Genomic DNA, 17,376 nt, shown 5'->3' with positions numbered 1-17,376 from the left:
GCTTTGATACCGCTGTTTTTTAGCTTGCCGGACGCCAGATGTCGCCTTGGCGGCGGAAGACGTCGGTACAGGCGAGCATGAACCCGTTGCCTTCAGTCCAGCTGTAACGCTCGACCTGGATTTCGTCGTGCTGTACGCGCAGGACATTGAAAGAGTTCGTTTCGCCCCGGCTGCGGGTGGAGGTGGCCGTGCCGGCCTGCACCACCAGTGCGGCGAAGCCGTCTATCTCGTAGCGTTCGGAGGTGTTGTGAGAGTGACTGGTGTGCAGGTGCCCTGCCAGCAACAGATCCACACCGCAGCGCGAGAACACTTCCATAGCCATCGGCGCCCGGTCGACGATATCGTCGTGGTCCTTGTGCGGCGGCAGGTCGAACGGGTGGTGGGTCACCACAATCCGCGTGATGCTGCGCGGCAGGTGCGAGAAGCGTTGCCGCAGGTATTCGACCTGGCGGCGATTGACACGGCCGTCCTTGAAGGTCAAGGAGCGCGCCGTGTTCAGGCCCAGCACGGCAATTTCATCGTCCACGAATTCCGGCGCCAGGTCGCGCGTGATATAGCGGCGGTACTTGACCAGCGGCTGGAAGAAACGCGCAGCCACGTTGTAGAGCGGGATGTCGTGATTGCCCGGTACCACGATCTGCGGCTTGGGCAAGCTGTCAAGGTAATGGCGCGCCTGGCGGAACTGCGCGCTGCGGGCGCGCTGCGTCAGGTCGCCCGAGGCCACCACCACATCCGGGCGCAGATCCCCGATCAACTCCCGCAAGGGCGCCAGCAGCGTATTGTCGACACGGCCGAAGTGCAGATCGGAGATATGGACCAGGGTTCGCATTATTCCTCCTGAGGGCGCGGCACAATCACCGGCAAGGCGGCCGGGCGGATCCGGTAACGCAACGGCGGCGTCATGACCGAAACCTCGCCATCGGTCGCCACGCGCAGGCGACGGTGGTGCGTCTCGATCGCCATCTCGCCGGCCTGGAACACATGAAACTCGCGCGATTGGCGCAATCGTCCAAACAAGGCCCGCAAGGCCAGCTTCAGCAAGCCAAATCGTGTCGGCCGCTGCGCCACGTAGACGCTGAGGGCGCCGCCATCGATGCGCGCCCTTTCGCCGATATTGAACCCTTGCATCTGGTATTCATTATTGCCGACGAAAACGAAAGGCGTACGGCGCGCATGGCCTTGCTCGCCAACGGTCAGGCGGACGCTGAGGAAAGGATAGCGCCGAAGCGCAGCCAGTGTCGCCCAGCCAAACGCCGTCCACTTTCCGCGCCCGAGGCGGCGCTGCTGCCGCTGGCGGTCGCGCACGATATCCGGATACAGCCCGAGGCTGGAGTTATTCAGGAAAATGCGGCCATTCACCTCCCCGACGTCGATCTGCGCCACGTGGCCGGCGGCCAGGGTGGCAATCGCCGCATCGAGCTGGGACGGAATGCGCAGGTCGCGCGCAAAGTGGTTGAGCGTCCCCATCGGCAGCACACCGAACACGGCGCCGCTGTCCAGCACCACCGAGGCCACGGCATTGATGGTGCCGTCGCCGCCGCCGGCCACCACGATGCGCGCCCCGGCGGCCAGCGCCGCGCGCGCCGCCTCCATCAGATGGTTGACGTCGGAAGCCAGCGTAATCTCCGCATCGAGGCCGTGGCCGGCAAAGCGCGCCGCCAGCGATTCGCGCCACGGCTCGCCATACCCCAGGCCTGCGCCGGCATTGACGATGACGGCCATGCGGCTCATAGCCGCTCCCGGTGCCGGCGCAGGCTGGATACGGCGGTCACGCAGATCGCCAGCCAGGCCATGCCTTCCGCCACGGCAGCCAGCACATCGGTCAGGTAATGCACGCCCAGGTAGACGCGGCTGAATGCCACCAGCGCCACCATCAGCAGCGCGGCCACGACAAGCGCCGCCCGTTGGGCAGCGCTGCGGGCTCGCGTCCAGAGATAGCAAGCCAGCACGCCGTAGAACACCGTCGCCGCCAGCGTATGGCCACTGGGAAAACTAAAGGTCGGCAAAGTCAGCAATGGCACTTCAAAGCTGGGCCGCGCCCGCTGGTAACTGTGCTTGAGCAAAACGTTCAGCACCATGCCCGGCGGCACGGACAACAGCAAGGTCAGCAGCCAGTAATGCGCTTGCCTGCGCCAGAGATGCCAGGCAAGCAGCAGCGTCATGAAGGCGATGCCGGCCACGCTGTGCCAATGGCTGACCGCCAGCATCAGCGTGGTCCACGGGTCGCCGGCACGGGCATGCAGCCATTGCGACACATGGATATCCAGCGCCGCCAGGCGAGCGCCCGGCCCCACCGCGGCGCCGGCAATGGCTTGGAAAACAGCCGCGGCCACGATCAGCAACGCCAAGCCGGCCACAAGATGCAAAGGAAGTCGGATCGTATCTCTCATACAACGCTTAATAAAAATACCTGATTTTTCATCCAGTACTGTTGATTCATACAGTATTTGTGTTATTCTAATCACTCGTTAAACACACAACACAGCAAAAGGAATTCGTCATGAACACTATGCACAGCACCTTCGGCTCCCGCTTTGGCCTGGAATATGCCCCTACGTCTTTCCTGGTTCGCTTCGGCAAACGCGAAGTGCTGGTGTGCCGCGACTTCCGCAAGCGCTTCTACGCTGTGAACCCGATCATCGAATGCGACACCGGCGTTCAGCCTGGCCATCTGGAAGTACTGCTGTTCAGCCGCTGGCTGCTGATCTTCTCCAAGGCCCACTAAGCTTCAGTCTCGCATAGCTGTTCATACTGAGCGCGCAAATAGTCGCGCAAACGAATCACGACGGGCGTGACCTGCGAGCGATGCATGCAAACCAGCTGTAATGGCACCTCTTCACCCATTACATCTGGTAGCAGCAAACGCAAGCGACCGGCCTTCAGGTCGGCGGTCACGTCCAACCGTGATTTGTAGGCAACCCCCAATCCCGCTACCGCCCAGCGGCGCACCAGGTCGGCATCATCGCTGCTGCGATTGCCCCTGACCTGCACCACTTTGCCCTGGGCGGGGAAGGCCCAGCGGTCATACAGCATGTCATCCAATGCAAAGCGCAGGCAATTGTGCCGTGCCAGCTCGTCCAGGTTGGCCGGGGCACCGTGCCGGCGCAGGTAATCCGGCGAGGCCACCAGTGCGCGCCGGTTGTTGGGCGCAATGGGCATGGCCACCAGGCTGGAATCATCCAGCTTGCCATAGCGCAGGGCCAGGTCGACCGGCTGGCGGTACATATCGGCGACCCGGTCGCTGACAAACAGCTGCAGGCTGATGGCCGGGTATTCGGCCTGGAATCCGTCCAGCCATGGCAGCAGCACGTTGCGTCCCACGTCCGATGGCATCGAAATCTTCAGCAGCCCAGCCAATTCCTGCTGGCCCTGCCTGATCGCCTCATGCCCTTCGCGTAATTGGCGCACCGCCTCGCGCGCGTGTTGCAGGTAGTGCTCGCCCTCCGCCGTCAGGCGCAGTGAACGCGTGGTACGGGCAAACAAGCGCAATTGCAATGCCTCTTCCAGCCGCTTCAGGGCCGCACTGGCCAGGGCCGGCGAAATATCCAGGGAGCGCGCCGCCGCCGACAAGCTGCCACGATCGGCGGTGTTGACGAAGACTTCCAGGTCGTCCAGGCGCAGCATTTTCAGCATTCCTTTGAAAGTGTTTCCATGATTTTAATCTTTTTCTTGAAGCCGCAATGTTCGAAGATAGCGACATCGCCACTTTTTACGAAAGAATGAATCATGAAAGCTGTTGCTTACCGCGCCTCCCTGCCGATCGACCACGCCGATGCGCTGATCGATGTTGAACTGCCTGCCCCGGTTGCCACCGGCCGCGACCTGCTGGTCGAAATCAAGGCGGTTTCGGTCAACCCGGTCGATAGCAAGATCCGTCTCAACGTCGCGCCTGCCGAAGGAGAAAGCAAGGTGCTGGGCTGGGACGCCACCGGCATCGTGCGTGCGGTCGGGCCCGACGCAAGCCTGTTCAAGCCGGGTGATGAGGTCTGGTACGCCGGCGCCCTTGGCCGCTCCGGCACCAACGCCGAACTGCACCTGGTTGACGAGCGCATCGTCGGCCACAAGCCTTCCAAGCTCAGCTTTGCCGAAGCGGCCGCCCTGCCCTTGACTGCCATTACGGCCTGGGAATTACTGTTCGACCGCTTGGGCGCAAGCCGCGACCAAATGGGCGAAGCCGGCAAGTCCCTGCTGGTGACGGGCGCCGCCGGTGGCGTCGGTTCCATCCTGGTCCAACTGGCACGCCAGTTAACGGGACTGACCGTGATCGGCACGGCCTCGCGTCCCGAGACCGCGGAATGGGTCAAGTCGCTGGGCGCCCACCACGTGATCGACCACAGCAAGCCATTGGATGAAGAAATCCGCCGTCTCGGCCTGCCGCCCGTCAATTACATCGCCAGCCTGAACGAGAGCGAACAGCACTTTGCCGCGCTGGCAGAACTGGTGGCTCCGCAAGGCAAGCTGGCCCTGATCGACGACCCGGCCCAAATCGATGTGCGCCTGCTGAAACGCAAGAGCGTATCGCTGCACTGGGAATTCATGTTCACGCGTTCCATGTTCGAGACCGCGGACATGGCGCAACAGCATGCACTGTTGAACGAGGTGTCGCGCCTGGTGGACAATGGCGTGCTGAAGACCACGCTGGGTGAACGCTTCGGCGCCATCAACGCGGCCAACCTGAAACGCGCGCACGCCCTGCTGGAAAGCAACCGGGCACGCGGCAAGATCGTGCTGGAAGGGTTCTAAACGCCGGCGGCGGAAGCGGTGCGCGCGGCATGCGCTGCCGCGCTCGCCTCGCCGGCCTGCGCCATCGCATGCTGCTGCTGGCGGATTGCCAACGCCCGCCGGTCATGCGCATCGACCAGGTCGATCAATGATTGCGAAAGACGGCATGCCTCCTTGACCGTTGCATCAAAGCGGTCACGGCCACGCTTCAACATGGGCGATTCGTAGCCGACTGCGCTGAACATCTCGCAGATTTCAGCGCACAGGTCGTGCAGGCTGCGCATCGAATCACAGGCGCCCTCGATGTCGGTGCGCATCTTGCGGTCAAGGTCGATGAACTCGGTACGGGCACAGTCATGGGCCGTCAATTCCGACACGGTGACTTTCCAGCCCTGGATGCGGCCGCAGATACGTCGGATGTTGGCATTTTTCTCGCGAAGGATCAGCGCATACTGCCAGGCCAGCAGCGCCATCGGCAGGCAGGCCAGGAAGGCCGGCATGCCGGCACGCCGCAATGAGGTTTCCATTTTTTTGCAGCGGCGCAGGACTGCGCCGATATTGCTGCCCAGGGATTGATTGCGCATGGCCGTCCTCCCGACGATCCGCCGTGCAAAGGCATGGCGCGACAAGCCAAGTATAGGCAGCGCAGGACCGGCGCGAACGTGCCCAAGGTTGATGCAGATTAAAGGTGGGACGATTAGGCGCCGTTGAGCCAGGTTTGTTCGTGGGCGCGTTCGCGCCGACGGCGTTCGGCTGGAGAATCGAAGTCGCGCAGAAACTGGATGTGCTTGCGCTCCAGCGCCAGCATCTCGCGCTCGAGCGCGTCGATCTCGGCACGGTCGGCCGAGTGGTTCATGTAGGCGGCGCGTTCGCGTTGCATACGCTCCTGCTCGTCCTGGATGGTTTGCAAGCGGCCCTCGCAACGCTGCACGGTCCGGCGCAGCTTTTCAGGCGTCAGCCCCTGGTCACGCAGGTCGGTCTGCACGGCCAGGTCGCCACGCACGGCATTGGTACGCTTTTGCAGTTCGGCGACCTCCGCGTTGACCTCATCGATGGCCCTGGTGTCCTTGGCTGCATAGGCGTTGCGGCGACGTTCGCCCAGCAGGGCCATTTCCGCTTCCAGTTCTTCGTACTCGTCGCGGAAGGGGCGTTCGAAATTGCCCAACTGGGTACGGCAGGACTCGAGCTGCTTCTCCAGCGCCACCACTTCAAGCTGCAGTTTGGCGACCGGTATGTCGAAGCGGCGCTGGGCGCGCTCCTCCATCGCCTTGTTGGCGGCCAGCAGGCGCGCCTCGTAGCGCACGGTCGAAAACTTCCTGCGCGCCTCTTCCTCATGGACGGCACGCAGCCTGCGCTCATACGCGCGGTAGGCCGCGGGCATGCGCAGCTTGCGATACCAATTACGAATCCAATTCCACATAGGCAGGAATATAGCCTAGGCTGCGCCGCGTGTCATGTCTGCCAGGGCCGGGGCCAGCAAGGATGCGACAGGAATGGCATTGCTGCTGTGCGGCACGGTGTCGCAGCTCGCGGTACGGGCAACGCCAGCGCCTTGCAAGTCTTCGAAGGCGCTGCCGGCAAACAGGGGATGGATCGCAACGCATACGGGCGGCGGCAGGCCGGCCCGGCGCACATGGCCGACGGCGGCGATCATGGTGCGGGCGGTGGATGCGATATCGTCAACGATAACGGGGGTGTGGTGCAGCCAACGTTCCGTGTCGGGCACCGAGACTTCCACATCGTGGTCGCCGCGGCGCACTTTTTCCAGGACGATGCAGGGGCAATCGGCGCCGCGCGCCACTTCAGAGGACCATTGTTCGCTTTCGGCATCCGGCCCGATCACCAGCGGCCGCTCCACATTGGCTGCGATCCATTGCGATATGGCGGGCGCGGCGCGCACAACGCGGGTCGGGATGGTATAGATTTCGGCCAGGTCGTGGTGGCGGTGCAAATGGGGATCGATCGTCACCATCCAGTGGAATACACCCGACACCAGCCGCGCAAAGTGGGCGGAGGTGATGCCTTCACCCGGGTTGAAGACGGCATCATGGCGCATATACGCCAGGTAAGGCGTGACCAGGCCGACGCTGGCTGCCCCCAGATCGCGTGCGATGCCGGCGGCGAAATACAGCGGCATGAAACGGTCGTCCGGCCGGTCCATGGTGCAGACCAGGACCACCTGGCGCCCTTTCACTTCCGAGTGATAGCGCACGTAGGATTCACCGTCCGGAAAGCGCCGCACCTGCAAACTCCCATGCTCCCAGCCTGTCAATGCCGACAGCTGCGCTGTCATTGCTTCATTGCCGGGCAGTGCGAACAGGATTGGCGCCATGACGATTCCCCCTCGATGTAGTGACTTTTATTCTAGCCCCCAGGCCGGGATTTATGCAATTCATGCATCATTTTTGACAACTCGTCGCAAACGCCAGATGGCCAACAGTTGCAGCGACCAGAATCGCTCCTGTTATCAAACTGGAGACATTCATGCCCTTGACCCGTTTCACCTTGCCCTTCCTGGCATTGGCGCTGGCAAGTACCCACGCGCATGCGGAAACCATGCTGAAGGATATTGCAGGCCATAAGATAGAAGTCCTGAAACTCGCCAAGCCCGGCACCCCCGCCACCGTGGTATTCGAGAACGGTTCGCGCAACACCCTCGATAAATGGGACAAGGTGATCCCTGAAGTGGCCAAGGAAGCGACCGTGTTCGCCTATAACCGCCCGGGCTACGGCAAGAGCGACAAGCCGTCCACGCCACGCGACGGCAAAACCGTGGTGGAAGAATTGCGCCAACTATTGCGCGAACAAGGCTTGCAGCCGCCTTATACCCTGGTTGGCCATTCCCTCGGCGGCCTGTATATGCAGCTGTACGCGCGCGCCTACCCGCAGGAAGTCCAGGGCGTGGTGCTGGTCGATTCGCTCTACCCCGGCATCATCAAGAAGCCGCAGGACTTCCCCCTCATGACGCGCATGGCCAAGTACGTTTTCCTGAATGCGGCGATGGAAGCGGAAGTCGACCAGATCAACAGTACCGGCCAGGCCACGCTCGCGCTGCCCTGGAATGACGATATTCCGGTCGTGCGCCTGTTCAATGTGCCCAAGTCGGCCGGCGCGGTGGCGGTCGACCTGGGCACCGTGAACGACGACGAGCAGACCCGCAACATGGTCAAGAACATGTATCCGAAAGCCTGCAAGGTGATCGTGGATTCCGATCACCAGATGCAGCAGGCCAATCCCGAAGTGGTGGTCAACGCCATCCGCGACGTGATTGGCGCGCGTGACGGCAAGCGTCAGCCGGCCTTGCACTGCATCTGATCGGGCTCCTCCACGGGACGCGCTTCTTCATGATGGAAAGGCGCGTACCAGGTGACGATGAAGGATGGCACGGTCGCCGCCATCACCAGCCAGAAGTAAGTGACATAGCCCATAGCCTCCTGCAGGTGGCCGCTGACCATGCCGGTCAACATGCCGCACATTCCCATCAAGCCGGTGCCGAAGGCGTAGTGGGTGGTGGTGTATTTGCCGGGCGCCAGTTGCTGCATCAGGTAGATCATGAAGCCGACCGAGCCGAAACCGAAGGAAAACTTCTCGATCACGACACCGGTGCTGATCACCCATAGGTTGGACGGCTGGTAAATCGCCATCAGCAGGAAGGTGGCGATCGGGATGTTCAGCACGCAGCACAGCGTGAACAGCACCGGCTTCAGGCCGCGCTTCGCCACGTACCAGCCTCCGATCAGCGAGCCGGCCAGCACGGCCAGCAAACCGTATGTGCCGTAGACAATGCCCAGCAACTCGTTGGACATGCCCAGGCCACCCTTTTCGATCGGATCGACCATGAAGAAAGGACCGATCTTTTCCAGCAGGCCGATCGACACGCGATACAGCAACGCGAAGGCCACCATGGTCCACACGCCGCGCTTTTCAAAGAAAGTCTTGAAGGCGTCGCGCAGGATAAAGCCAGCCTGTGCCACGCTTTCGGGCGTATCGGCAGCACGCGCGCCATCCGGCATCACGCGCCAATGCCAGGCGGTAATCACCAGCAGCAGGATCGCCACGGCGACGAAGACGATGCGCCAGGCGCCCAGCCAGTCCATGCCATAGTCCGAATGCAGGCGGCCACTCAGGTAGACCAGCACGCCGGAAGCCACCACCGGGCCGATATTCCAGCTCAGGCTTTGCACGCCGCAGTACAGCGACTGGCTGCGCGAGCTAAGCGATGTGACATACACGCCGTCGCTGGCGATGTCCATGGTGGCGCCGATGAAGGACATGATCCAGAACAGCACCATCATCAGGGCCATTGAGCCCGGCATGCCCATGACCATGGCCACCGCGCCGAAGCCCAGGCCAAGCAGCAACTGGGTGACCAGCACGAAGAACTTCTTGGTGCGGTACATTTCCACCACCGGCGCAAACAGCGGCTTGATGGTGTAGGCCAGGATCAGCATGCTCGAATACTGCGCGGCGCGCCCATTGTCCATGCCCAGGTTCTTGAACATGATGGAGGTGACGCTGGTCAGCATCATATAGCCCATCGCCATCGCGAAATAGCCGGTGGGCACCCACTGCAGCGGCGAGCGGTTCATGAGCGCTGAACCTTGATGAACTCGCGGTACCAGTGCGCGCTGTCTTTCAGCGTGCGCTTTTGCGTGGTGTAGTCGACGTGGACGATGCCGAAGCGTTTGGCGTAGCCGGAATCCCATTCGAAGTTATCCAGCAGGCTCCACATGAAATAGCCCTGCACGTCGACACCCTGCTCCATGGCGGCGGCCAGCGCATCGAGATGGCGCGAGACGAAGGAGATGCGCTCTTCGTCATGCTCCGGCGTGCTGCTGGCCATGCCGTTCTCGGTGATGTAAATCGGCGGCAATTCGTACTCGCCTTTCAGCTTGAGCAGCAATTCGGTCAATCCTTGCGGATAGATTTCCCAACCCATGTCGGTACGCCCGTTTTCCAGCGGCGGCGTGCGCGGCGGGTCTTCGGCGCTGCAGAAGGCGCGGAAATAATAGTTCACGCCGAGGAAGTCGATCGGCTGGTGGATCGCGGCCATGTCGCCCGCCTCCACGTGCGGGGCGTTGGCGGCGTGGTGGCGCAATGCCAATTCGGGATAGCGGCCTTTGAAAATTGGGTCCATGAACCATTGTACCGAACGCGCGTACTCCACTTCGGCCAGGGCGCGGTCGACATCGCTGTCGGTGGCCGGGTCGGCGGTCCACTGGTTCAATACGATGCCCAGCTTCGCTTTAGAGCCGACGGCGCGCATGGCGTTCATGGCCAGCCCGTGCGACAGCAGCAGGTGATGCGAAACCTGGACGGCGGCCTTGGCGTCGCGCACACCCGGTGCGAACTGGCCGTTGCCGTAGCCGAGGTTGGCCGTGCACCAAGGCTCGTTATGGGTGGCGATGCTGGCCACCCGGTGGCCGAAGCGGCGCGCCACTTCCGCTGCATAGGCGGCAAAGTGGTAGCAGGTATCGCGATTCAGCCAGCCGCCCTCCTCTTGCAAGGCTTGCGGCAAATCCCAGTGGTAGAGCGTGACGTAAGCCTGTTTGCCTTTCGCGTGCAAGGCATCGATCAGGCGTTCATAAAAAGCGAAGCCGGCTTCATTCCAGGCGCCTTTGCCGTCCGGCTGCACGCGCGACCAGGCGATGGAGAAGCGATAGGCATCGACGCCGAGGGAGTCGATGATGTCGACGTCCTCGCGGTAGCGATGATAGTGATCGCAGGCGACGCTACCGTCGCTGCCATCCTTGATCTTGCCGGGCGTGTTGCAGAAAACGTCCCAGATAGAGAGGCCTTTGCCGTCCTCCTGGTTGGCACCCTCGATCTGGAAGGCGCTGGTGGCTACGCCCCAGAGAAAATCGGGCGGCAGGCGTGTGTCTTTCATTCTTGATTTCGCAGGTAAAAGCTTAGGGATGGCCTGCCCCGGGGGACGAGGCAGGCCGCGTTGCGACGGGCTTAGAAGTCGATGCCCGCGTTAACACCGATGGTGCGTGGAGGCAGGTACTGCGCCACCCACACATTGGCACCGTTCATGGCGCTGGTCTTGATGCGCTTGTCGCCTGCATTACGCACGAAGACGTCCACCCAGAACTGCTTCGGTCCCTGGTAACGCAGGCCGAGGTCGAACTTGGTGTAGGCGGCTTGCTGGTCTTCCGCACCCAGGTTGAAGATCGACAGTTCGGACTTGGTTTCGTAATGTGCCGAAATGCGCGGGACCAGCGTGTCGCCATTCGCCAAGCGGAAGGTGTGCTGGTAGTTCAGGTGGGCCGAGAACTTTGGAGCGTGCGGCATGATGTTGCCGGTGACGTTCAGGCAGTTCGAGTTCAAGTCCGGGCAGAACGGCAGCGCGTAGTCGTTGGAGCCGGCAACCAGGAAGCCCAGCTTGGTATGCGTATAGGCCAGGGCCAGCGCCAGCTTGTCGTCCGGCGACAGCTTGGCCTGGATCTCCGATTCAACGCCCCACACCTTGGCGCCATCCACGTTGCTGGTGACAAAGGTATGCGAACCGTCCGGATTGGTGACCGGAGAGCTGAACTGGAAGTCCTTGAAGTCTTCGTAGTACACCGCGTTATTGATGCGCAGTGCGCCGCCGAGGAAGGAGCTCTTGCTGCCGAACTCGTAGTTGGTCAGGGTCTCCGGGTCGTAAGTACGGCCGCCGTCCTGCAGGCCGCCGGCCTTGTAGCCGGTGGCGACGCTGGCGTACAGCATGTGGTTCTTGTCGATATCGTAGCTCAGGCGCAGCAGGCCGGTGGTCTTGCTGCCTTTGTAGCGGCCATCATTGGATGGCACGCTCGGGTTATAGCCTTGGCCAGGCTTGGTCGGGTCGATGCTCGGGCTCAGTGGAACTTGCGGCACGGTCGCATCGTAGTTCCAGGTGTAGCCGTTACCGCCTTCATTGGTGCGCTTGTCCGAGGTGTAGCGCAGGCCGCCGGTCAGGTGCAGGTTGCCTACGTTCCAGGTAGCCTGTCCGAAGACAGCGCGCGAATCCACCGTTTCTTTCGGCTGGATGAAGGAGCCCTGCCACGCCACACTGCCCTGCTGGGTACCGTGCATGATCGGGATATCGAAACGGATGCCGTTGTCTTCCGCCGCATAGTAAGCGCCCAGTTGCCAGTCCACCTCCTTCTGGCCGACCGATTGCAGTTGCAGCTCGTGGCTATTGCTGCTGTACTTGGACCAGACGGTGTTGTTGGCTTGGAAATCGCCACCGGTGGTGAAGCTGGTTGGCAGCACGCGGCCGCCGTCCTGGTCGTATGTGGACGAACCGGAGAACTTGGAATGGCCGGCGATGTAAGTCAGCGACATATCCGGGTTCACCGCATATTCGAGTCGGCTGCGGAAGGTGTTCACATTCCGGTGCAGGAACGGCGCGGTGTCGATCAGTGCCGACCACTCGTCCTGGCCGGCGCGCGGGGTCTGCATCAGGTTCATGTTCGGGGTGCCGCGGTCCTGGAAGCGCTCATACGAAATATTCCACTTCAGGCGATCGGTCGGCTGGTACAGCCAGCTCACGCGCACGCCGCTCTGGTTCTGCGCGTTGTAGCGTGGACCGTTGACGACGTACTGGTTCGGGTTGATCGGCTGGAACAGCGCCGGGTCGCCCCCGCCTGCCAGGAAGGCCGCTCGCTGGTCAGCCAGCGAAATGTTCGGCAACGTCTGGTACTTCACGTAGCCGTCGTGCTCCTCGTGGATCACGGCCACGCGCAGGGCGGAGTTGTCGCCGGTCGGCACGTTCAGGGCAGCACGGGCGCCAAGGCGGGCGTAATCGCCGATGCCGCCGGAAACGCTGCCCGAGAATTCTTTCAGCTTGGGTTTGACAGTCTGCATATTGACCGCGCCGACAGTGGAGTTGCGGCCCCACAGCGTGCCTTGCGGACCGCGCAGGACTTCAATCGCTTCCACATCGAACAGCAGCGCGGTGGCGCCTTCCGGACGCGGCGAGTAGATACCGTCCACGAAGAAGGCCACTTCCGGATCGGCGTATTCGGTCTTGGCGGAGTCATTACCGATACCGCGCATGGTCATGGTGATGACGCCGTGGTCGCCCTGGCCGGTGGCCTGGAAGCTTGGCACCAGGTTGGTCACGTCCTGGATGGTTTGCACGTGTGCGTCTTCCAGCGCCGCTGCATCCAGTGCGGTGACGGCCACCGGGGTCTTTTGCAGGGAAGTGGTGCGCTTGGTCGCCGTGATCAGCACTTCCGGCACGACGGTGGATTCGGTGGCGGCAGGCGCGGCAGGGGCTTGCTGCGCGGTAGCGCTGTTCGCGGACGCGACCAGGGCCAGCACCCCGATCTGGATTGCAGAAAACTTCATGTTGTCTCCGGGTTGTTGTTGTGAAAACGATTTCTTATTGCTTGAAAACGTTTTCATGGTACATTTTTGAAAAATAAAAAGTCAACAAATTTTTAAAGGAGACGACAAAAATGGTAGCGATTCCAACACGGCGCATACTCATCGTTGGCGGCGGCAGCGCGGGCTGGCTGTGCGCTGCTTACCTGGCCAAGATGTTCGGCGGCAGCAAGGAAATCACCTTGGTGGAAGCGCCCGAAATCGGCGCTATCGGCGTCGGCGAGGGCAGCTTCCCTTCCCTGCGCGCGACCCTCGCGGCGCTGGGCATTCCGGAAACGGAATTCGTGCGCGAATCCAGCGCCACCTTCAAGCAAGGCATCACCTTCCAGAACTGGCTATATGGCGGCGACCACTACTTCCACCCGTTCTCCATGCCGAGCCAGCGCCCCGGCGCTCCGGAACTGCTGCCTTACTGGCTGCAAGGCATGGCCGGCGACACACCGTTCGCCGAAGCCGTCACCATGCAACAGCGCGTGGTCGATGCACAACGTGCGCCGAAACGCGCCGGCGACAGCGACTACAACGGGCCGATGAACTACGCCTACCATTTCGACGCGGCGCGCTTCGCCGGACTGCTGGCCAAGCACGCCCGCAAGCTCGGCGTGCGCCACTTGCAGGACCACGTCGAAGGCGTACAACTCGCCCTCGATGGCGCGATCGCCAGCGTCGAGACCCGTGAGCACGGCGCACTCACCGCCGACCTTTACATCGACTGCTCCGGCTTTCGCGCCCTGTTGATCGGCGCCGCGCTTGGCGCGCCGTTCCGCAGCGTGAGCGACATCCTGTTTTGCGATATCGCACTGGCCGTGCAAGTGCCCCACCCCGCGCCGGACGCGCCGATCGCCTCCGCCACCATCTCCACCGCGCACGAAGCCGGGTGGACCTGGGACATCGGACTGCAGGAACGGCGCGGCATCGGCTACGTTTATTCGAGCCGCCACACCAGCGATGAACGCGCCGAACAAGTGCTGCGCGCCTACGCCGGCCCGGCCGCGGATGGCCTGAACGTACGCAAGATTCCCATGCGCGTCGGCTATCGCGAACAGCACTGGATCAAGAATTGCGTCGCGATCGGCCTGGCGGGCGGCTTCCTCGAACCGCTGGAAGCATCCGGCATCGGCCTGGTCGAAACGGCGGTGCACATGCTGGGCGCCCTGTTCCCGCACAACGGCGACATGGCGCCGCTGGCGCGCCACTTCAACCAGTTCATGAGCGAGCGCTATGCCCGCATTGTCGACTTCATCAAGCTGCACTACTGCCTGAGCCAGCGCCACGAGCAATTCTGGATCGACAATTGCGACCCTGCCACCTGGACCGACAGCCTGCGCGACAAGCTCGCCATGTGGCGCTGCCGACCGCCGCAGCGCATGGATTTCCTGACCGATGTCGAAATGTACCCGCCGACCAGCTGGCAGTACGTCTTGTATGGAATGGGCTTCCCCAAGGTGATGCCCCCTTTGCCCAGCCTGGAACCGATGGCCGATGCAGCGCGCCAGGAATTCGCCAATATCGCCGCCGTTGCAGCGCGTGCAGTGGCGGACTTGCCCGACCACCGCGCCTTCGTAACCCAGCTATGCCAACATGAAAACGCTTTCAGAAACGACTTTCATGCCATTCGCGCAACAGTGAGCCGCTGAGCGCTTGCTGCTGTCGGGTTCTATGGTAATCTCCGCTTGAAAAGCATTTCATAATGAGAAACCTCTTGAACGACCACGCCAATCCCCCCTCGCCAGCCACGCTGACCGACGTCGCCCGCCGCGCAGGCGTTTCACCCAGCACCGTATCGCGCATATTGAACGGCACCGCCAAGGTGGCTGACGATAAACGACAGGCCGTGCAAGCAGCGATCAGCGAATTGAATTTCGCCCCCAACCAGATGGCGCAAAGCCTGAAGCATGGGCGCACGATGACGATAGGGATCGTGGTGCAGGATATCGCCTCGCCCTTCTTCGACGAGATCCTGCACGGCGTGGACGACGGGCTGAAAGGCACCGGCTACGCCTCCGTGATCGTCAGCGGCCACTGGAACGCCGACGAAGAAGCAGAGCGCATCCGCCTGCTGCTGGCACGCAAAGTGGACGGCATCATCCTGCTGACCGGCCGAATGACCGATGCCACGGTGCTGGGCTTCGCAGCGCAGCGCCCCGTCGTATCGCTGGGCCGCGTGCTGCGCACCAACCGCGCCATCGGCTTCGCGCTCGATAATGAACATGGTGCCTGGCTGGCCGTGCGCCACCTGATCGAAATGGGGCACCGCAGTATCGCCCACCTGGCTGGGCCAGTCGAAAACCGCGACTCGGTGGAGCGCCTGGCAGGCTACAAACGCGCATTGAAGGAAGCCGACATCGCCTTCGATCCCGCCTTGGTCGTTGAAGGCAACCTGCAGGAAGCCGGCGGCCTGATGGCAATGAACCGCCTGTACGACAGCCAGCATCCCTTCACCGCGGTATTCGCGGTCAATGACCAGACGGCATACGGTGCACGGCTCTTCCTGTACCGCAAAGGCATCCGCGTGCCGGACGATGTTTCGCTGGTCGGCTTCGATGACCTGCCCGGCTCCTCCTACACCACCCCGCCGCTGACCACCATCCGCCAGCCGCTGTACGTGATCGGCCAGACAGCCGTGCAATCCATGCTCGGCCTGATCAACGGCGACGAAGTGGAAGGCACCATCCCGCCCGTAGAGCTGGTGGTGCGAGAGACCACACGGCGCATCCGCTAGTACTTACGGAAGGCGACGTACCACGTCGCCGCTATCGACTTGGCCTTGACTGACCTTGAGCCAGCTCTTGCCAGTCAGGCGCTCGAAATTATTGAATGGAGATGGCAGCGCGTCGGCGTCAAAGCCTGGCGCATTCTTCAAGTCATAGTGCAGGTGCACCAGGAAGGCGTCGCCGGAAAAGCCCATTTCACCGACCTTCTGGCCTGCCTTCACCATATCGCCCACTTTAACCGGCACACTACCCTGCTTCATATGGGCCAACAGGCTGATTTCGCCGTTGCCATGGTCGATTTCCACATGATTGCCCCACATGATGCTCGGATCGGCAATGAACTGCTCCTTGCCAAACGACGGCCCCTTTCCTTTGGAATTGTCCGGGATCGTGGAAACCGCGCGAATCACTTTGCCACCGGCCGGCGCCAGGATCGGTTTGCCCCAGCCATACCAATCCTCATTGCGCGAACCGTCGCCTTTGAACATACGGCCCTGGTCGTCGGTGGCGACGAAATCATAACTGTAGCGCATGAAGTTGCGCTTCCATTTCAAGGCCTGCGCCATCGGGTCAAGCAATGGCAAGCGTCGGTGATGGCCATAGAAGTCGTGACCATCATGCACCAATACAGGTCCCGCCACGGGTAGCTTCAACTGTGCTTTCGGCTTGTAAGGGCTTGGCTCCACAGGGATTTCGACGGTGTATTTGGTGTCATCGCCCACGTCGAACTTAAAATTATAGCGCAGGCGAGATAAATCCAGCTCCTGAGGGAATGCAAACAGGGGATTGAAAACCAGCTCCGACTTACCCGCCTCGATAAACCGGTTCGGCACCACCAGCACACTGCGGCCATTGGCCCCTACGCGGTATTGCGCCACCAGCTTGCCGGCGTCGCCCAGCACGGAAACTTCAACTTCGCTCAATTCGACCTTGTCCTGACTATCGTTCTTGATCAGAAAGTCGATGTTCAGCAGTTGCTGACCCTTGCCCTGCTCAATCAGCGGTTTGACAGGCGACACGCTCACGTTGATCGGGTCAGCCCATGCCATGCCGGACGCCAGGGCCAGTGCAGCGAAGGCGATGTTATGCAATTTCATTGAGTCCCCCACAGGTTTTAATAGTGGGGCGACTTTACCCGGCACCGGGACGCAAATGCGGGAATTTGCGACGAACTGCACGATTCTTGGCGTGATCCGCGCCAGGAATGTATAATCCAGCCCTCCGGAAGCGTGGCCGAGTGGTTGAAGGCAGCAGTCTTGAAAACTGCCGACGGTTAATCCCGTTCGTGAGTTCGAATCTCACCGCTTCCGCCAAACACGTCAATAAAACCCTTGTACATCAAGGGTTTTTCTTTATCTGCAATGAGCAACTCGGACAGGCGGTACTAACTTCGGCACATGCTGATCCGCTAGTTGCGGAAATTGTTTCCGCAACTAGCGTCAGAACTGACAGTAATTGATATCTCGATTTGTTTCCAATCATTAACTTGCTTATAATTAACACATCGAAACCAGCCCGGACAAGTCGATGAGCTCTCGCAAGGTGCCAAATGAAATCGAAGCACGCATAAATCGGAGACGCTCCGAAT

16 protein-coding genes and 1 tRNA gene are annotated in these 17,376 nt (G+C 61.6%); 6 read left to right on the top strand and 11 right to left on the bottom strand.

Features of this window, described 5'->3' with window-relative positions; genetic code table 11:
* Positions 1 to 19: 19 nt before the first annotated feature.
* Genes BM269_RS08980 through BM269_RS08970 form a run of 3 tightly spaced genes read right to left on the bottom strand, consistent with a single transcriptional unit; the run spans position 20 to position 2,390 of the window.
* Entirely contained in the window at positions 20 to 829 is an 810-nt protein-coding gene (locus BM269_RS08980) for a metallophosphoesterase family protein (RefSeq protein ID WP_090436688.1), read from the bottom strand.
* Positions 829 to 1,731 (bottom strand): diacylglycerol/lipid kinase family protein, encoded by a 903-nt coding sequence (locus BM269_RS08975; protein WP_090436687.1) that lies wholly within the window; start codon positions 1,729 to 1,731, stop codon positions 829 to 831. Before BM269_RS08975 ends, BM269_RS08980 begins: the two co-directional genes overlap by 1 nt.
* Positions 1,728 to 2,390 carry a phosphatase PAP2 family protein gene (locus BM269_RS08970; protein ID WP_090436686.1) on the bottom strand — a complete coding sequence of 221 codons (663 nt, stop codon included), beginning with the start codon at positions 2,388 to 2,390 and terminating at the stop codon, positions 1,728 to 1,730. Before BM269_RS08970 ends, BM269_RS08975 begins: the two co-directional genes overlap by 4 nt.
* A gap of 110 nt (positions 2,391 to 2,500) precedes the next feature.
* On the opposite strand from BM269_RS08970, the gene BM269_RS08965 reads away from it, so the two are divergent.
* Entirely contained in the window at positions 2,501 to 2,725 is a 225-nt protein-coding gene (locus BM269_RS08965) for a hypothetical protein (protein ID WP_090436685.1), read from the top strand.
* Here BM269_RS08965 and BM269_RS08960 read toward each other — a convergent pair.
* On the bottom strand, positions 2,722 to 3,624 hold the full coding sequence (locus BM269_RS08960) for a LysR family transcriptional regulator (protein WP_090436941.1): 903 nt from the start codon (positions 3,622 to 3,624) through the stop codon (positions 2,722 to 2,724). The genes BM269_RS08965 and BM269_RS08960 overlap by 4 nt on opposite strands.
* 102 nt (positions 3,625 to 3,726) lie before the next feature.
* Between BM269_RS08960 and BM269_RS08955 the strand changes: the two genes are divergently transcribed.
* Positions 3,727 to 4,743, top strand: coding sequence for a zinc-binding alcohol dehydrogenase family protein (locus tag BM269_RS08955; RefSeq protein ID WP_090436684.1), 1,017 nt, complete (start codon positions 3,727 to 3,729; stop codon positions 4,741 to 4,743).
* Here the strand turns inward: BM269_RS08955 and BM269_RS08950 are convergent.
* The 3 genes from BM269_RS08950 to BM269_RS08940 form a co-directional block, all read right to left on the bottom strand.
* The gene (locus tag BM269_RS08950) at positions 4,740 to 5,306 is read right to left on the bottom strand and encodes a hypothetical protein (RefSeq protein WP_090436683.1); all 567 of its coding nucleotides are present in this window, start codon (positions 5,304 to 5,306) and stop codon (positions 4,740 to 4,742) included. The two genes, BM269_RS08955 and BM269_RS08950, sit on opposite strands and share 4 nt — an antisense overlap.
* Positions 5,307 to 5,419: 113 nt before the next feature.
* A complete protein-coding gene (locus BM269_RS08945; RefSeq protein WP_139232698.1) occupies positions 5,420 to 6,142 on the bottom strand; it encodes a hypothetical protein in 723 nt (240 codons plus the stop codon).
* A gap of 15 nt (positions 6,143 to 6,157) precedes the next feature.
* On the bottom strand, positions 6,158 to 7,054 hold the full coding sequence (locus BM269_RS08940) for a ribose-phosphate pyrophosphokinase (protein ID WP_090436681.1): 897 nt from the start codon (positions 7,052 to 7,054) through the stop codon (positions 6,158 to 6,160).
* Between the two features lie 152 nt (positions 7,055 to 7,206).
* On the opposite strand from BM269_RS08940, the gene BM269_RS08935 reads away from it, so the two are divergent.
* Positions 7,207 to 8,037, top strand: a complete 831-nt coding sequence (locus tag BM269_RS08935) for an alpha/beta fold hydrolase (RefSeq protein WP_090436680.1) — start codon at positions 7,207 to 7,209, stop codon at positions 8,035 to 8,037.
* On the opposite strand, the gene BM269_RS08930 is transcribed toward BM269_RS08935, so the two are convergent.
* From BM269_RS08930 to BM269_RS08920, 3 genes are all read right to left on the bottom strand, one after another.
* The gene (locus BM269_RS08930) at positions 8,013 to 9,311 is read right to left on the bottom strand and encodes an MFS transporter (protein ID WP_090436679.1); all 1,299 of its coding nucleotides are present in this window, start codon (positions 9,309 to 9,311) and stop codon (positions 8,013 to 8,015) included. The two genes, BM269_RS08935 and BM269_RS08930, sit on opposite strands and share 25 nt — an antisense overlap.
* Positions 9,308 to 10,609, bottom strand: a complete 1,302-nt coding sequence (locus BM269_RS08925) for a GH1 family beta-glucosidase (protein ID WP_090436678.1) — start codon at positions 10,607 to 10,609, stop codon at positions 9,308 to 9,310. The genes BM269_RS08930 and BM269_RS08925 overlap by 4 nt, the downstream gene beginning before the upstream one ends.
* Positions 10,610 to 10,680: 71 nt before the next feature.
* The gene (locus tag BM269_RS08920) at positions 10,681 to 13,038 is read right to left on the bottom strand and encodes a TonB-dependent receptor (protein ID WP_170860327.1); all 2,358 of its coding nucleotides are present in this window, start codon (positions 13,036 to 13,038) and stop codon (positions 10,681 to 10,683) included.
* 110 nt (positions 13,039 to 13,148) lie between these two features.
* Here BM269_RS08920 and BM269_RS08915 point away from each other — a divergent pair, with 110 nt between their 5' ends.
* Together BM269_RS08915 and BM269_RS08910 are read left to right on the top strand one after the other, a co-directional pair.
* Complete coding sequence (locus BM269_RS08915) at positions 13,149 to 14,711, top strand: tryptophan halogenase family protein (protein ID WP_090436676.1); 1,563 nt, start codon at positions 13,149 to 13,151, stop codon at positions 14,709 to 14,711.
* Positions 14,712 to 14,764: 53 nt separating this feature from the next.
* The gene (locus BM269_RS08910; RefSeq protein ID WP_090436675.1) at positions 14,765 to 15,796 is read left to right on the top strand and encodes a LacI family DNA-binding transcriptional regulator; all 1,032 of its coding nucleotides are present in this window, start codon (positions 14,765 to 14,767) and stop codon (positions 15,794 to 15,796) included.
* Between the two features lie 3 nt (positions 15,797 to 15,799).
* Here the strand turns inward: BM269_RS08910 and BM269_RS08905 are convergent, their stop codons facing one another.
* The gene (locus tag BM269_RS08905; protein ID WP_139232697.1) at positions 15,800 to 16,966 is read right to left on the bottom strand and encodes a M23 family metallopeptidase; all 1,167 of its coding nucleotides are present in this window, start codon (positions 16,964 to 16,966) and stop codon (positions 15,800 to 15,802) included.
* A 45-nt stretch (positions 16,967 to 17,011) separates the two neighbouring features.
* Between BM269_RS08905 and BM269_RS08900 the strand changes: the two genes are divergently transcribed.
* Positions 17,012 to 17,101: transfer RNA gene (locus BM269_RS08900), tRNA-Ser, on the top strand.
* The last annotated feature ends 275 nt before the right edge of the window (positions 17,102 to 17,376 follow it).

It is taken from the genome of Duganella sp. CF458 (assembly GCF_900113115.1).
Classification (GTDB): Bacteria; Pseudomonadota; Gammaproteobacteria; order Burkholderiales; family Burkholderiaceae_D; genus Rugamonas.
The sequence above is the reverse complement of the archived record's forward strand: the minus strand, read 5'-3'. Positions and strand labels throughout refer to the sequence as shown.

Excerpts from the sequence above, each read along its gene's own strand:
- BM269_RS08935 (WP_090436680.1), top strand. The coding sequence starts at position 7,207 with ATGCCCTTGACCCGTTTCACCTTGCCCTTCCTGGCATTGGCGCTGGCA.
- BM269_RS08930 (WP_090436679.1), bottom strand. The coding sequence starts at position 9,311 with ATGAACCGCTCGCCGCTGCAGTGGGTGCCCACCGGCTATTTCGCGATG.
- BM269_RS08965 (WP_090436685.1), top strand. The coding sequence starts at position 2,501 with ATGAACACTATGCACAGCACCTTCGGCTCCCGCTTTGGCCTGGAATAT.
- BM269_RS08910 (WP_090436675.1), top strand. The coding sequence starts at position 14,765 with ATGAGAAACCTCTTGAACGACCACGCCAATCCCCCCTCGCCAGCCACG.
- BM269_RS08980 (WP_090436688.1), bottom strand. The coding sequence starts at position 829 with ATGCGAACCCTGGTCCATATCTCCGATCTGCACTTCGGCCGTGTCGAC.
- BM269_RS08920 (WP_170860327.1), bottom strand. The coding sequence starts at position 13,038 with ATGAAGTTTTCTGCAATCCAGATCGGGGTGCTGGCCCTGGTCGCGTCC.
- BM269_RS08945 (WP_139232698.1), bottom strand. The coding sequence starts at position 6,142 with ATGTGGAATTGGATTCGTAATTGGTATCGCAAGCTGCGCATGCCCGCG.
- BM269_RS08970 (WP_090436686.1), bottom strand. The coding sequence starts at position 2,390 with ATGAGAGATACGATCCGACTTCCTTTGCATCTTGTGGCCGGCTTGGCG.
- BM269_RS08955 (WP_090436684.1), top strand. The coding sequence starts at position 3,727 with ATGAAAGCTGTTGCTTACCGCGCCTCCCTGCCGATCGACCACGCCGAT.
- BM269_RS08915 (WP_090436676.1), top strand. The coding sequence starts at position 13,149 with ATGGTAGCGATTCCAACACGGCGCATACTCATCGTTGGCGGCGGCAGC.
- BM269_RS08950 (WP_090436683.1), bottom strand. The coding sequence starts at position 5,306 with ATGCGCAATCAATCCCTGGGCAGCAATATCGGCGCAGTCCTGCGCCGC.
- BM269_RS08940 (WP_090436681.1), bottom strand. The coding sequence starts at position 7,054 with ATGGCGCCAATCCTGTTCGCACTGCCCGGCAATGAAGCAATGACAGCG.
- BM269_RS08925 (WP_090436678.1), bottom strand. The coding sequence starts at position 10,609 with ATGAAAGACACACGCCTGCCGCCCGATTTTCTCTGGGGCGTAGCCACC.
- BM269_RS08960 (WP_090436941.1), bottom strand. The coding sequence starts at position 3,624 with ATGCTGCGCCTGGACGACCTGGAAGTCTTCGTCAACACCGCCGATCGT.
- BM269_RS08975 (WP_090436687.1), bottom strand. The coding sequence starts at position 1,731 with ATGAGCCGCATGGCCGTCATCGTCAATGCCGGCGCAGGCCTGGGGTAT.